Raw genomic sequence first — 13,410 nt, forward strand, 5'->3', positions numbered from 1 at the left:
GGGCGGCGCGATGGTAACCCGGCAAGATGGCCGCGGTGCCGCGCAGGCGCTGGGATTTTTCCCACGCCCGGGCACGGCGCCCGGCGATGGTGCGCCGCACCCACTGGACGCACGCTGGCGCCAAGGACTCAGACAGGCCGCCAGCCGATGCAGTGGACGCAGGCCACGATCAACGCACGCCAGGGGTTGAGCCGATGCGCGGCCGCGTTCGGCCGCATGCGCGTGCCGGCCTTCGGCGGCGGCGTGGCGATCTGCATGCTGCTGGGCGTCTGTACCTGTCTGCTGCTGCCGGTCCTGCCGGCGCGCGGCTGGCTGCTCGCGGCCCTGGCGCTCGGTGTGGCGTGCTGGGCGCGGGGTGGGGCGGGACGGCTGGCGGGTGCGCTGCTGTTCGGCGTCGGCTGGGCCGGCCTGCAGGCCGGCTGGGCGCTATCGGCGCAGCTGCCGGCGCGCGCCCAGGCGCGCGACTGGCGGATCGAAGGCCGCGTGATCGGCCTGCCGCAGGTCGAGGCCCGGCGCACGCGATTCGATTTCCTGGCCGATGCGTGCCCGGCCGGTCCCGAGGTGCCGTGTGGCCGGCGCCTGCAGCTGGCCTGGTACGACGAGACCGACGCCACCGCGACGGGCCCGCGCGCCCGGCTGCAGGCCGGGCAGCGCTGGCAGCTGCTGGTGCGGCTGCGCGCGCCGCGCGGGCTGGTCAATCCGGGCGGGTTCGACGGCGAACGCTATGCGCTGGCGCGGCGCGTGGCGGCCACCGGCTACGTGCGTGCCGCACCGCTGGCGCTTGCGCTGGGGCCGCCGACCGGGATCGACGCGTGGCGCGCGCGGATGTCGGCGCGCATCGCCGCGCACGCGCCGGCCGGGGCGCAGCGCTTCGTGCGCGCCCTGGCACTGGGCGATACCGGCAGCCTAGACGATGCCGACTGGGCCACGCTGCGCGCGGCCGGGCTGACCCATCTGATCGCCATTTCCGGCTTCCACGTCGGGCTGGTCGCCGGCTTCGGCGCGCTGCTCGCGTCAGGCCTGTGGCGCCTGCTGCCACGCCTGGGCCGGTGGCTGCCGCGGCAGGTGGCGGCCGGCGTGGCGGCCACGCTGTTCGCCTGCGGCTACGCGCTGCTGTCCGGCGGCGCGCTGCCGACGGTGCGCACGGTGCTGATGATCGCCGTGGTGGCGCTGGCGCGCTGCGGTCGGCGGCCCGCAGGCGCGGTGGCCGCGCTGGCGCTGGCGACGCTGGCGGTGCTGCTGGTCGATCCGCTGGCGCCGCTGGTGGCCGGCTTCTGGCTGAGCTTCGCCGGCGTGGCCTGGCTGGTGTGGTGCCTGCCCACCCATGGCCTGCCGGCGTGGCGGGCGTTCCTCTCCGCGCAGGGCGTGGCCACGCTGGGGCTGCTGCCGCTGACCGTGGCCCTGTTCGGCCAGGCCTCGCTGGTCGGGCCGCTGGCCAACCTGCTGGCGATCCCGTGGTGGAGCCTGGTGGTGGTGCCGGCCTGCCTGCTCGGTGTGGCCGCCGAGACCCTGCACACCGGCTGGGGCACCCCGGCTTGGTGGCTGGCCGGGCAGGCGTTCGAACCGAGCTGGCGGCTGTTCGCCTGGCTGGCGCAGGGCCGCTTCGCGCTGTGGTGGCTGCCGGAAGGCGCGTGGTTCGCGCTGCCCCTGGCGGTGCTGGGCGCGTTCTGGCTGCTGCTGCCGCGCGGCGTGCCTGGCAAGCCGCTGGCCGCGCTGCTGTGGCTGCCGCTGCTGCTGCCCAACCTGGACTTGCCGCGCGAAGGCGAGGCCACCGTGACCACGCTCGATGTCGGCCAGGGCCTGTCGGTGCTGGTGCGCACGCGCGGTCACGCGCTGCTGTTCGATACCGGGCCGGCGGTGGCCGATGGCTTCGATGCCGGCGAGCGCGTGGTGGTGCCGGCGCTGCACGCGCTGGGCGTGCGCCGGCTGGACCGGATCATGGTCAGCCACGGCGACGCCGACCACGCCGGCGGCCTGGACGCGGTGCGACGCCAGATGCCAGCGCTGGAAGTGCTGGGCCCGGCCGGCGCGCCCATCCCGCTGCAGACCGCCTGCCGCGCGGGACAGGCCTGGGCCTGGGACGGGGTGCGGTTCGAGGTGCTGCATCCCGCACGCGGCTTTCCCTACCTGCGCAACGAATCCAGCTGCGTGCTGCGTGTGGATACCGCGCATGGCGCCGTCCTGCTCACCGGCGACATCGGCCAGGTGATCGAACGCGGGCTGCTGCGCACGCGGCCGTCATCGCTGAAGGCTCAGGTGGTCCTGGTCGCCCATCACGGCAGCAGCGAGTCGTCGGACCCGGGCTTCGTCCGGGCCACGGGCGCGCGCCTGGCGCTGGTCTCGGCCGGTGCGGACAACCGCTTCGGCCATCCGCAGCGGCAGGTGGTGCGGCGCTGGCAGGCGGAGGGCGCGGAAGTGCTGAACACCGCCGACAGCGGTGCGTTGAGCGTCTGGCTGCGTGCGGAAGGCCTGTCGGTGCGCGAGCGCCGGCGCTGGCGCGCGCGCCTGTGGGACGCGGTCCAGGCGCGCGAGGCGTCTGGGCTATCCTATCGGTCTGTTCTCACACGGCCGGCTGCGCCGTAAGGATTCAACGTGCTGGAACTGGTCAAGGCGGGCGGCTGGCCCATGATCCCGCTGCTGCTGCTCGCCGTGCTGGCCCTGGCCATCGTGGTGGAACGCTTCTGGAGCCTGCGCCGCAAGGAGATCCTGCCGCCGGGCCTGGGCGAGGAGGTGCGCCGCTGGGCGACCTCCTCGCACCTGGAGGCCTCGCACATCGAATCGCTGCGCCGCACCTCGCCGCTGGGCGCGCTGCTGGCCGCCGCGCTCGACGTGCGGCATCGCTCGCGCGATGTCATCCGCGAGCGCATCGAGGACACCGGCCGCCACCTGGTCCACCGCATGGAGCGCTACCTCAACACGCTGGGCACCATCGCCGCGGCCGGCCCGCTGCTGGGCCTGCTGGGCACGGTGGTCGGCATGATCCAGATGTTCCTGGGGATCCTCGACCACGGCCTGGGCGATGTGAACCAGCTGGCCGGCGGCATCGGCAAGGCGCTGGTGTGCACCGCCACCGGCATGCTGGTGGCGATCCCGGCGCTGATCTTCCATCGCTATTTCCGTGGCCGCATCGCCGGCTACGTGATCGAGATGGAGCAGCAGGCCATGGCCCTGTCCGATGCGCTGGAAGCGCCGCACGCCGCCGCGCGCGGCGACTGAAGGCCGCGCCCGATGCGTATCCGCGACGACCGCGCGCACGACGAGCCGGAGATCAACCTGGTCCCGCTGATCGACGTGATCCTGGTGCTGATCATCTTCTTCGTGATCACCACGACCTTCGATGCGCGCTCGACCCTGCAGCTGCAGCTGCCGTCGGCCTCGCAGCAGGCGGCCGACGCGCCGGCCAAGGCGCTGAACATCCTCATCAACGCCGAGGGCCGCTACTTCGTCGGCGACAGCGAGGTGCTGCGCACCGACGCCGACGCGCTCAAGCAGGCCATCGCCCAGTCCGCCGACAAGGACCACACCCGCCCGGTGCTGCTGCGCGCCGACGCGCGCACGCCGCACCAGGCGGTGGTCACCGCGCTGGACGCGCTGGCACAGCTGGGCTTCAAGCGCATCTCGATCGCCACCGCCCCCGAACAGGAGCCGCGCCGGTGAGCGCGGCCGTCCCCGGGTCGGCCTGGCAGACCTACCGCCGGCTGCTGACCTTCGCCAGGCCGTACCGCGGCCTGCTGCTGCTGGCGTTCGTGGCCGCGCTGGTCGAGGCGGCCGGGACAGGCGCCTTCACCCGGCTGATGGAGCCCATCACCAACCGGACCTTCCTCAACCAGGGGCCGCCGCAGGCGCTGTGGGTGATGCCGGCGCTGATCCTGGTGATCTTCCTGGTGCGTGGCGTGGCCGGCTACATCACCGACATGTCGATGGGGCGCGCGGCGCGCAGCATCGCCCGCGACCTGCGGGTCAAGGTGCTGGGCAAGTACCTGTCCCTGCCGGGCGCGCGTTTCGATGCCGAGCCCGTCCCCTCGATGCTGATACGACTGGGATCCGATTCGGACCAGGTCGCGCAGGCGGCGGTCGATGCGCTCAAGACCATGATCCAGCAGGCGCTGCAGGCCATCGTGCTGCTGATCGTGATGCTGGGCGCCAGCTGGCAGGTAACCCTGTCCATCCTCGTACTGGTGCCGCCGCTGGCGTTCGTGATGAACAAGGTCGCCAAGCGCTACCGCCGTGTGAGCCACCGCATCCAGGAGAGCGGGGCGCAGCTGCTGCAGGCCGCCGACCAGACCTTGTCCAACCATCAGGAGGTCAAGGTCTACGGCGCGCAGCAGTCCGAGCTGGAGCGCTATCACGCGCTCGCCGACCACAACCTGCGTCTGGCGATGAAGGTCGAGTCCACCCGCGGCATCTCCACCGCCACGGTGCAGATGATGGGCGCCATCGGTCTGGCGGCGCTGCTGCTGATCGCCGGCCACGAGGCCGCCGCCGGCCGGCTCAGCGCGGGCGGTTTCTTCAGTCTGCTGCTGGCCATGGCCGGCATCATCCCGGCCTTGAAGAACCTCACCAACGTGCAGAACGTCCTGCAGCGCGGCGTGGCCTCGGCCGAGCGCCTGTTCTCGGTGCTCGATGCGCCGGACGAGGTCGACGCCGGCACCCGTCCGCTGGTGCGCGCGCAGGGCACGATCGAGTTCCGTGACGTCACCGCGCGCTATCCCGGCCAGCTGCGGCCGGCGCTGGAGCACATCAGCTTCGTCGCGCGCCCCGGCACGGTCACGGCCATCGTCGGCCGCTCGGGCAGCGGCAAGTCCAGCCTGATCAAGCTGATCCCGCGCTTCTACGACGTCGAGTCCGGCCAGATCCTGATCGACGGCGCGCCGGTGCAGGACTACCGCCTGGCCGACCTGCGCCGCCAGATCGCCCTGGTCGGCCAGCAGGTGATGCTGTTCGACGGCACCGTCGAGGCCAACGTGGCCTATGGCGAGATGCGCTCGGCCGAGCCGCAGGCGCTGGACAAGGCGCTGCGCGACGCGCACGCGATGGAGTTCGTCGAACAGCTCGAGCACGGCAAGGACACCGCGATCGGGGTCAAGGGCGGCAAGCTCTCCGGCGGCCAGCGCCAGCGCCTGGCGATCGCCCGGGCGATGCTGAAGGATGCGCCGATCCTGATCCTGGACGAGGCCACCGCCGCGCTGGACAACGAGTCCGAGCGCCTGGTGCAGGACGCGCTGACCCAGCTGATGCCCCACCGCACCACGCTGGTCATCGCCCATCGCCTGTCCACCATCGAGCACGCCGACCAGGTGCTGGTGCTCGACCACGGCCGTCTGGTGGAGCAGGGCACCCACGCCGAACTGCTGGCGCGCGGTGGCCTGTACGCGCAACTGCACGGCGCCCAGTTCCGCGAGGCCGAATGAGCGCCTCGCGCGGCGCGCCGAAGTACTGGTTCGACGGCGCGCCGGTGCCGCTGCTGCCGCGCCTGCTCGAACCGGTCTTCCGCGGCGCGCTGCGCCTGCGCGCCACCCTCTACCGCATCGGCCTGCTGCGCCGCCGGCGCGTGCCGGTGCCGGTGGTGGTGGTGGGCAACCTGACCGTCGGCGGCACCGGCAAGACGCCGCTGACCATCGCCCTGGTCCAGCGCCTGCGCGAGGCGGGGTGGACGCCGGGCGTGGCCAGCCGAGGCTACGGCCGCCAGGACCCGGGCAAGCCACGCTGGGTCGAGGCGGACACCACGCCAACCGAAGGCGGCGACGAGCCAGTGCTGATCGCGCGCCGCACCGGCGTCAAGGTGCGCGTGGACCGCGACCGTGTCGCCGCCGCGCGCGCGCTGGCGGCGGCCGGCTGCGACATCGTGGTCTGCGACGACGGCCTGCAGCACATCCGCCTGCGCCGCGATGTGGAGATCGAGGTCATCGACGGCCGCCGCCGCTACGGCAACGGCCGCGTGCTGCCGGCCGGGCCGCTGCGCGAGCCGGCCGAGCGCAGCGCCCAGGTCGATTTCCGCGTGGTCAACGGCGGCAGCGCCGGCTTCGGCGAATGGGCGATGACGCTGCGCTCTGGCCTGGCCCTGCCGCTGGCGGGCGGCAAGCCGACCACGCTGGCGGCCTTCGGCGGCCATCGCGTGCACGCCGTGGCGGGCATCGGCCATCCCGGCCGCTTCTTCGACCTGCTGCGCGGCTACGGCATCGGCGTAGTGCCGCATGCCTTCGACGATCACCATGCCTACAGCGCGGACGATCTGCGCTTCGGCAGCGAGCTGCCGGTGCTGATGACCGAGAAGGACGCCGTCAAGTGCGCCGCCTTCGCCGGGCCGTGGGCCTACAGCGTGCCGGTCGAGGCCGAGCTGCCCGAGGCGTTCTGGGTGGCGGTGCTGGGCCGCGTCGCGGCGCTGCGGACGCTGGGGCCGTTGGGCCACAAGGGCTGAACGCCCGTGGCCGCGCGGTCCTCGGGTCGGCCGGGCCGGCGCGGGGCAGCGGCTAGAATGGCGTCATCTCCCCACCCCCACGCCCGGCAGGGTGCGCCCCCGACCGGGCGCGCTCGAAAGACCTTCGCATGACCGACCTGCAAGAACCCTTCGTCGTCGCCATTCCCGCCCGCCATGACGCCACGCGTCTGCCCGGCAAGCCGCTGCGCCTGCTCGGCGGCCAGCCGCTGGTGCTGCACGTGGCGCAGCGCGCGCTGGCCGCCGGCGCGCGCGAGGTGTGGGTGGCCACCGACGACGAACGCGTGGCGCGCGCGCTGGACGGCAGCGGCGTGCAGGTGGCGATGACCGCTGCCAGCCATGCCTCGGGCAGCGACCGCCTGGCCGAATGCGCCGGTATCGCCGGCTGGGACGATCAGACCCTGGTGGTCAACCTGCAGGGCGATGAGCCCTTCGCCCCGCCGTCCGGCATCCGCGCCGTGGCCGCCGCGCTGTCGGCCAGCGGCCATCCGATGGCGACCCTGGCCACGCCGATCGACGAGGCCGAGCAGGTGTTCGACCCGAACGCGGTCAAGGTGGTGCTGGCCGACAACGGCGATGCGCTGTACTTCAGCCGCGCGCCGCTGCCCTGGCACCGCGATGGCTTCGCCCGCAGTCGCCAGGTGCTGGCCGAGGCGCCGGCGCCGTTCCTGCGCCATATCGGCATCTACGCCTACCGCGCCGGCTTCCTGCGCACCTTTGCCGCGCTGCCGCCGGGCCGGCTGGAGCGCACCGAATCGCTGGAGCAGCTGCGCGCCCTGGAAGCCGGCTTCCGCATCGCCGTGGCGCTGACGCCCGAGGCCTTCCCGCCGGGCGTGGACACTCCCGAGGACCTGGCGCGCGCCCAGCGCCATCTGGACGGCATGCGGTGAGGCCTGGCCGTGCGCCGCCGCTCCCGCGCCTGAAGCGCGCCGGCGCGCACGGCTTGAAGCCGGCCGCCTGCGGCATCATTCAGTATTCATGAATCCGGTCCACGCTCCCGACTTCCCGCACGGTCTGCTGTGGCTCAACGCCGCGCCGACCGCGCTGCAGTCGCTGCGTGGCAGCGCGGTGGCGCTGGCCTTCGTCGACCCGGCCTCGAGCTGGTGCCTGCAGCGGCTGGCCGATCTGGCGCTGCTGCAGCGCCGCTTCGGCGCGCGCCTGCAGGTGCGGGTGATCGCCGTGCCGCGTTTCGACGTGCACCGCGATCCGCAGGCCGCGCTCAAGCGCCTGCGCCGCTTCGGGGTCAGTTTCCCGATCGCGCACGATCTGGACTGGCACGCCTGGCAGCGCTTCGGCATCGAGGCCTGGCCGACCGTCGTGCTGATCGACGCGCAGGGCATGGTGGTCGACCACATCGTCGGCACGCCCGGTGTCGGCGCGCTGGAAAACCAGCTCGCCGCGCTGTGCGAGCCGCTGGACGAGCCGCTGGTCGACACGCGCCCGGTCGAGACCCATCCCGAGCCGCGCCTGCCGCTGCGTTTCCCCACCGGCCTTGCGGTCAATGCCGAGCGTCTGTACGTGGCCGACACCGGTCATCATCAGATCGTCGAGTGCACCCATGCCGGGCGCGTGATGCGGCGCTTCGGCAACGGCAACGCCGACGCGCTGGACGGCGACATGGAGATCGCCAGCTTCCGCAGCCCCACCCACGTGGCGCTGCTGCGCAATGAGCTCTACGTGGCCGACACCGGCAACCACCTGATCCGCCGCATCCACCTGGGTACCGGCGCGGTGCAGACCCTGCTGGGCACGGGCAAGCCCGGGGTGCCGGCCGAAGGCGCGATCCACGCGCCCGGCGATGTCGCGCTGGCCTCGCCGGCCGGGCTGGTGGCGACCAACAGTCATCTGCACTTCGCCCTGTCCGGCGACAACCGGGTATGGAGCTGGGACCTGGGCAACCGCATGCTCGAATGCCGCGCCGGCTCGGGCCAGCTGGGGCAGCGCGACGGCGCCGGCATCCTGGCCGGCTTCGCCCAGCCGACCGGCCTGGCGCTGGTACAGCAGGCGCTGTACGTGTGCGACACGCTGGGCGCCTCGCTGCGCGCGGTGCAGCTGGGCGGCGATTTCGCCAAGACGCTGGTGGGCGGGCAGGGGCCCTGGGAATTCGGCGATGCCGACGGCCAGCGCCAGCAGGCGCGCCTGCAGGCGCCGGAGGACGTGACGCTGGATCCCGACGCGCCGGTGCTGTGGATCGCCGACACCGGCAACGGCCGCATCCGCAGCCTGCGCCTGGGCGGCGGCGCGGTGACCTCGCTGAACCTGGGCCGGCGCCTGGCGCAGCCGGCCGGCCTGGCCGCCTTCGGCGGCAAGCTGTGGATCGCCGAGACCGACGCGCACGCGGTGCTGTGCGTAGACCTGGCCAGCGGCGCCGTCTCGCAGGTGCCGATCGAAGCATGAGCCGTCGCAGTCCCCCGGGCCAGCCGTTCGACGGCAAGGCCTTCGCCGCTTCGTTGAGCACAGCGCCGGGCGTGTACCGCATGTACGCGGCCGACGACACGCTGCTGTACGTTGGCAAGGCGCGCGCGCTGCGCAACCGCGTGGGCAGCTATTTCAACAACGCGCCGCGCAACCCGCGCACCCTGGCGATGATCTCGCAGATCGCGCGCATGGACGTCACGGTCACCCGCACCGAGGCCGAGGCGCTACTGCTGGAAAACCAGCTGATCAAGTCGCTCAGCCCGCGCTACAACGTGGCCCTGCGCGACGACAAGAGCTATCCCTACGTCCTGCTGACCAGCGAGGAATTCCCGCGCATCGCCTTCCATCGCGGCCCGCGCGCGATCGCCGGGCGCTATTTCGGCCCCTACGCCAGCGCCGGTGCGGTGCGCGACACGCTGAACCTGATGCAGAAGCTGTTCCGCATCCGCAACTGCGAGGACAGCGTCTTCCGCAACCGCACTCGGCCCTGCCTGCAGTACCAGATCGGCCGCTGCACCGCGCCGTGCGTGGAGCTGGTCGGCCAGGCCGAGTACGACCAGTCGGTGCATCGCGCCAGCCTGTTCCTGGGCGGACGCAGCGATGAGCTGTCCGACGAGCTGACCGCCGAGATGGAGCGCGCCGCCGAGAAGCTGGACTTCGAGGAGGCCGCGCGCCTGCGCGACCTGCTCAAGCGCCTGCGCGGCATGCAGTCGCGCCAGTACGTGGACGGCCATGCCGCCGATCTGGACGCGCTGGCCTGCGCGATGCAGGGCAGCACCGCCTGCGTGCTGCTGCTGGCCTTCCGCGACGGGCGCAACCTGGGCACGCGCGCCTTCTATCCGCGCACCAATGGCGAGGAAAGCGCCGAGGAAGTGCTGGCGGCCTTCGTCTCGCAGTACTACGCCGAGCAGGTGCCGCCGCGCGAGCTGCTGCTGGACCGCGAGATCCCCGACGCCGAGCTGATCGAGGCGGCGCTGTCCAGCGCGGCCGGCCGCAAGGTCCAGCTGAAGTGGAACGTGCGCGGCGAACGCGCCGGCTACCTGGACCTGGCCCGGCGCAACGCGCAGATCACCCTGGCCACCGAGATGACCAGCCGCAATGCCCAGGCCGCGCGCAGCCAGGCGTTGGCCGAGCTGCTGGGCCTGGCCGAGCCGGCCCAGCGCATCGAGTGCTTCGACATCAGCCACACCATGGGCGAGGCGACGGTGGCCTCGTGCGTGGTGTTCGACGAGAAGGGCGCGGTGCGCTCGCAGTACCGGCGCTTCAACATCAGCGGTATCGAGCCGGGCGACGACTACGCGGCCATGCGCCAGGCGATCGAGCGCCGCTTCCGGCGCGCGATGGAGGAGGGCACGGTGCTGCCCGACGTGCTGCTGATCGACGGCGGCGCCGGCCAGCTGCGCCAGGCGCGCGAGGTCCTGGCCGACCTGGGCGTGGACGGCGTGTCCCTGGTCGGCGTGGCCAAGGGCGTGGAACGCCGCGCCGGCCACGAGACCCTGATCCTGGACGACGGCCGCGAGGTCAGCCCCGGCGCGGCCTCGCCGGCGCTGCAGCTGATCCAGCAGGTGCGCGACGAGGCGCACCGTTTCGCCATCACCGGCCACCGCGGCAAGCGCCAGAAGGCGCGCACCACCAGCAAGCTGGAGGACATCGCCGGCATCGGCCCGCGCCGGCGCGCCAGTCTGCTCAAGCATTTCGGCGGCCTGTCCGGGCTCAAGGCCGCCGGCGTGGAGGAGATCGCGCGCGTGGATGGGGTCAATCACGCGCTGGCCCAGCGCATCTACGCTAACCTGCACGGGTTGCCGGAACCGGCGGCGCCCCCAACGCCCGGCCCAGATCGCCCATGAAGTTGACCGTTCCCACTTGGCTGACCCTGCTGCGGATCGTGCTGATCCCGGTGCTGGTGGTGGTCTTCTACCTGCCGTACGCGTGGACCAGCGTGGCCGCCGCGGCGGTGTTCGTGATCGCCGCGGTCACCGACTGGCTGGATGGCTGGATCGCGCGGCGCTGGCACCAGTATTCAGCTTTCGGCGCGTTCCTGGATCCGGTCGCCGACAAGCTGATGGTGGCTGTGGCGCTGTTCCTGATCGTGCAGGGCCATCCCACCCCGTGGATGGCGTTCTGGGCGGCGGTCATCGTCGGCCGTGAGATCGCCGTGTCGGCCCTGCGCGAGTGGATGGCCGAGATCGGCCAGCGCGGCAAGGTCAAGGTCGCCTGGATCGGCAAGGTCAAGACCACCGTGCAGATGATCGCGCTGGGCTGCCTGCTGTACTCGGTGCGCCCGGCAGGCCATTCGCTGAGCGATGTGTGGATGAGCGTGCCGGTGTTCCACATCGGCGACTGGCTGCTGGCCGTGGCCGCGCTGCTGACTCTGTACTCGGGCTACCAGTATCTGCGCGCCGCCTGGCCGAGCCTGCGCGAAGATGAGCAGGCAGCCGTTGACACGCGCAAGAAAGGCACTACAATTTCGCCTCTCTCGCGGGATTAGCTCAGTTGGTAGAGCACGACCTTGCCAAGGTCGGGGTCGAGAGTTCGAGTCTCTTATCCCGCTCCAAGTTTCAAGGCGCAGTTGAAGTGGAGTTGCTTCAACGGCGTTGACGAAACCCCGGCCCATCGGGGTTTTGTTTTGTCGGAAGGCTCTTGCGGCCAACCGCGCGTCACCGGCCTGGTGGCAGAGTGGTTATGCAGCGGACTGCAAATCCGTGCACGCCGGTTCGATTCCGACCCAGGCCTCCACAACTCGAAGAAGCGAAGGTAAACTTCCGCTTTACGTAACACAAAACGCGGGATTAGCTCAGTTGGTAGAGCACGACCTTGCCAAGGTCGGGGTCGAGAGTTCGAGTCTCTTATCCCGCTCCAATTTTCACTAGCGTTTCGCGCTAGTTTGAACGGCCCTTCGGGGCCGTTCTTGTTTTCCGGGATCGGCTCACACCGGGCGAGCGGGTCCGGGCATCCCGGACATCGGTGGAAAGCCTCCCGTGCCACCTTTCCCAACGCGGCGTCGCTCCATGGCGACGCATCGAGCCGCACGACCTGCTCGTCCGGCTTCAATCGGCCCGCACGAGCGTCCAGATCGCGATCTGCCTGGGCTCGGCCAGCAGCGCGTCCAATGCGGCGTGCCACGCCTGTCGGTAGGGCCGGTGCAGCTGGACGTTGAGGACATCGTCGCGATCGGTCCAGGTCTCGTGGAGCTGGAAGACGTGCGGCCGCTCCGGATCGACGTGCAGCGCGGCGCGCACGAAGCTCGTCTCATGGCGCATCGCATCCAGCACAGGACCCAGCAGGGCGAGGAAGCGCGCCACCTGGTCCGCCTTGACGTGGAAAGTGATGACGTAGGTTTCGGGTGCCGACCGCGGCGCCTGGGCGACAGGCGCGCTCATGGGCTGGCCCGCCTGGCGATGTCGCCGGCAAGCCGCGCTGCGTGCGTCACCATCACCCCGTGCGCCACGCCTTCGTAGACGACCAGTTCCGCGCCGGGGATCGTCGCGGCGTAGACCCGGCCGCTGCTGTCCAGCGGCGCGGACACGTCGCGGTCGCCATGCAGCACGGCGACCGGCAGGTCGAGCGCGGCGGCTTCCGCCGACAGGTCGCTCAGGGCGATCGTCCGCTGGAACGCGACGACGGCGCGACGCGAGCAGTCCAGCACCATGCTCGCCATCCACGCGTTGATGCGCTCCGGCGTGCCGGGGGCGAAGGGCGCGATGTTGGCGTCGATCCAGGCCGACAGGTCGAAGGCGAGCTGCGCGCACAGCGCATCCACCATGGCGGGTGTGACGCCATCGGTGCCGATGACCCGCGGACCCGTGGCGCCGACCAGGATCAGCCTGGCGATGCGCGCGCGGCCGTGGCGCGACAGGTAACGGATCGCTTCGCCGCCCGCGCCGGAGTGCGCGACCAGCGTGACCCCGGTCAGGTCGAGCGCCTCCAGCACGGCGGCGAGATCGTCGGCGAGGTCGTCGTAGTCGTAGCCCGGCCGATCCGTCGATCGCCCATGGCCATTGCGGTCGTAGGCGATGGTGCGCAGGCCGGCGGCGTTGAGATGCAGCATGACCTCGCCCCAGATCCGTCCATCCATCGCCCAGCCCGCGAGCAGGACCACGGGTGCTCCCTCGCCCCAGTCGCGGACGAACAGCGCGTGGCCGTCGCCGCGCGGGATGAAGGCCGCGCTCATGCGACCTCCCGGTCGAGAAAGCCGATCACCTCGACGATACGGCCATCCGGCGCGATGCGGACCACGTCGGTCCCGCCGGCCACCGGCGCCCCGTGTGGCGCCGCCAACGTCCAGGAGAAGCGCACGAATAGGCCATGCGCATCGGGCATGCCGCGAAGGGCGAAGGCGTGCCCGGGGAACTGCGCGCGCGCGGCGGCGATCATGGCGGCGATGCCGCCGAGGCCTTCACCTGCCATCATCGGATCGGTGTAGCGGGCATCGGCGGTCCAGGCGTCGGCCAGGCGACGATCGCGCGCTGCGGCGTCGGCTTCGTTCCACAAGGCCAGATAGGCGCGGGCCAGGGTGTCGGGGTCGGTCATCCTCGTTCTCCTCATCGTCGATGCGC

11 protein-coding genes, 3 tRNA genes and 1 pseudogene are annotated in these 13,410 nt (G+C 71.9%); 12 read left to right on the forward strand and 3 right to left on the reverse strand.

Annotation, left to right across the window (positions count from 1 at the left end):
• Positions 1–216: 216 nt before the first annotated feature.
• The 12 genes and pseudogenes from QE438_RS03955 to QE438_RS04010 all read left to right on the forward strand — a co-directional run.
• A pseudogene (locus QE438_RS03955) lies at positions 217–2,555 on the forward strand (DNA internalization-related competence protein ComEC/Rec2); the annotation flags it as partial.
• Between the two features lie 37 nt (positions 2,556–2,592).
• A complete protein-coding gene (locus QE438_RS03960) occupies positions 2,593–3,216 on the forward strand; it encodes a MotA/TolQ/ExbB proton channel family protein (protein WP_306996148.1) in 624 nt (207 codons plus the stop codon).
• 12 nt (positions 3,217–3,228) lie between these two features.
• Positions 3,229–3,657, forward strand: a complete 429-nt coding sequence (locus tag QE438_RS03965; protein WP_306996146.1) for a biopolymer transporter ExbD — start codon at positions 3,229–3,231, stop codon at positions 3,655–3,657.
• Positions 3,654–5,411 (forward strand): lipid A export permease/ATP-binding protein MsbA, encoded by a 1,758-nt coding sequence (gene msbA, locus QE438_RS03970; protein ID WP_306996144.1) that lies wholly within the window; start codon positions 3,654–3,656, stop codon positions 5,409–5,411. Before QE438_RS03965 ends, msbA begins: the two co-directional genes overlap by 4 nt.
• Complete coding sequence (gene lpxK / locus QE438_RS03975; protein WP_306992401.1) at positions 5,408–6,418, forward strand: tetraacyldisaccharide 4'-kinase; 1,011 nt, start codon at positions 5,408–5,410, stop codon at positions 6,416–6,418. The genes msbA and lpxK overlap by 4 nt, the downstream gene beginning before the upstream one ends.
• Before the next feature lie 128 nt (positions 6,419–6,546).
• Entirely contained in the window at positions 6,547–7,326 is a 780-nt protein-coding gene (gene kdsB / locus QE438_RS03980) for a 3-deoxy-manno-octulosonate cytidylyltransferase (protein ID WP_130531093.1), read from the forward strand.
• An 88-nt stretch (positions 7,327–7,414) separates the two neighbouring features.
• Positions 7,415–8,833 (forward strand): hypothetical protein, encoded by a 1,419-nt coding sequence (locus QE438_RS03985; RefSeq protein WP_307184018.1) that lies wholly within the window; start codon positions 7,415–7,417, stop codon positions 8,831–8,833.
• Complete coding sequence (gene uvrC / locus QE438_RS03990; protein ID WP_306992398.1) at positions 8,830–10,701, forward strand: excinuclease ABC subunit UvrC; 1,872 nt, start codon at positions 8,830–8,832, stop codon at positions 10,699–10,701. The genes QE438_RS03985 and uvrC overlap by 4 nt, the downstream gene beginning before the upstream one ends.
• On the forward strand, positions 10,698–11,342 hold the full coding sequence (gene pgsA / locus QE438_RS03995) for a CDP-diacylglycerol--glycerol-3-phosphate 3-phosphatidyltransferase (protein ID WP_130519560.1): 645 nt from the start codon (positions 10,698–10,700) through the stop codon (positions 11,340–11,342). Before uvrC ends, pgsA begins: the two co-directional genes overlap by 4 nt.
• A tRNA-Gly gene (locus QE438_RS04000) sits at positions 11,333–11,408 on the forward strand. The genes pgsA and QE438_RS04000 overlap by 10 nt, the downstream gene beginning before the upstream one ends.
• Before the next feature lie 108 nt (positions 11,409–11,516).
• Positions 11,517–11,590: transfer RNA gene (locus QE438_RS04005), tRNA-Cys, on the forward strand.
• A gap of 47 nt (positions 11,591–11,637) precedes the next feature.
• Positions 11,638–11,713, forward strand: a tRNA-Gly gene (locus QE438_RS04010).
• 188 nt (positions 11,714–11,901) lie between these two features.
• Here the strand turns inward: QE438_RS04010 and QE438_RS04015 are convergent.
• Genes QE438_RS04015 through QE438_RS04025 form a run of 3 tightly spaced genes read right to left on the reverse strand, consistent with a single transcriptional unit; the run spans position 11,902 to position 13,384 of the window.
• Entirely contained in the window at positions 11,902–12,234 is a 333-nt protein-coding gene (locus tag QE438_RS04015; protein ID WP_130534019.1) for a putative quinol monooxygenase, read from the reverse strand.
• Positions 12,231–13,025 (reverse strand): alpha/beta hydrolase, encoded by a 795-nt coding sequence (locus tag QE438_RS04020; RefSeq protein ID WP_306992395.1) that lies wholly within the window; start codon positions 13,023–13,025, stop codon positions 12,231–12,233. Before QE438_RS04020 ends, QE438_RS04015 begins: the two co-directional genes overlap by 4 nt.
• Positions 13,022–13,384 carry a nuclear transport factor 2 family protein gene (locus tag QE438_RS04025; protein WP_306992393.1) on the reverse strand — a complete coding sequence of 121 codons (363 nt, stop codon included), beginning with the start codon at positions 13,382–13,384 and terminating at the stop codon, positions 13,022–13,024. The genes QE438_RS04020 and QE438_RS04025 overlap by 4 nt, the downstream gene beginning before the upstream one ends.
• Positions 13,385–13,410 lie beyond the last annotated feature (26 nt).

Source organism: Pseudoxanthomonas sp. SORGH_AS_0997, from assembly GCF_031453535.1.
GTDB lineage: Bacteria > Pseudomonadota > Gammaproteobacteria > Xanthomonadales > Xanthomonadaceae > Pseudoxanthomonas_A > Pseudoxanthomonas_A winnipegensis.

Bases quoted from the DNA above. Each gene is read 5' to 3' on its own strand.
- QE438_RS03965 (WP_306996146.1), top strand. From the start codon at position 3,229: ATGCGTATCCGCGACGACCGCGCGCACGACGAGCCGGAGATCAACCTG.
- lpxK (WP_306992401.1), top strand. From the start codon at position 5,408: ATGAGCGCCTCGCGCGGCGCGCCGAAGTACTGGTTCGACGGCGCGCCG.
- kdsB (WP_130531093.1), top strand. From the start codon at position 6,547: ATGACCGACCTGCAAGAACCCTTCGTCGTCGCCATTCCCGCCCGCCAT.
- QE438_RS03985 (WP_307184018.1), top strand. From the start codon at position 7,415: ATGAATCCGGTCCACGCTCCCGACTTCCCGCACGGTCTGCTGTGGCTC.
- uvrC (WP_306992398.1), top strand. From the start codon at position 8,830: ATGAGCCGTCGCAGTCCCCCGGGCCAGCCGTTCGACGGCAAGGCCTTC.
- pgsA (WP_130519560.1), top strand. From the start codon at position 10,698: ATGAAGTTGACCGTTCCCACTTGGCTGACCCTGCTGCGGATCGTGCTG.
- QE438_RS04015 (WP_130534019.1), bottom strand. From the start codon at position 12,234: ATGAGCGCGCCTGTCGCCCAGGCGCCGCGGTCGGCACCCGAAACCTAC.
- QE438_RS04020 (WP_306992395.1), bottom strand. From the start codon at position 13,025: ATGAGCGCGGCCTTCATCCCGCGCGGCGACGGCCACGCGCTGTTCGTC.
- QE438_RS04025 (WP_306992393.1), bottom strand. From the start codon at position 13,384: ATGACCGACCCCGACACCCTGGCCCGCGCCTATCTGGCCTTGTGGAAC.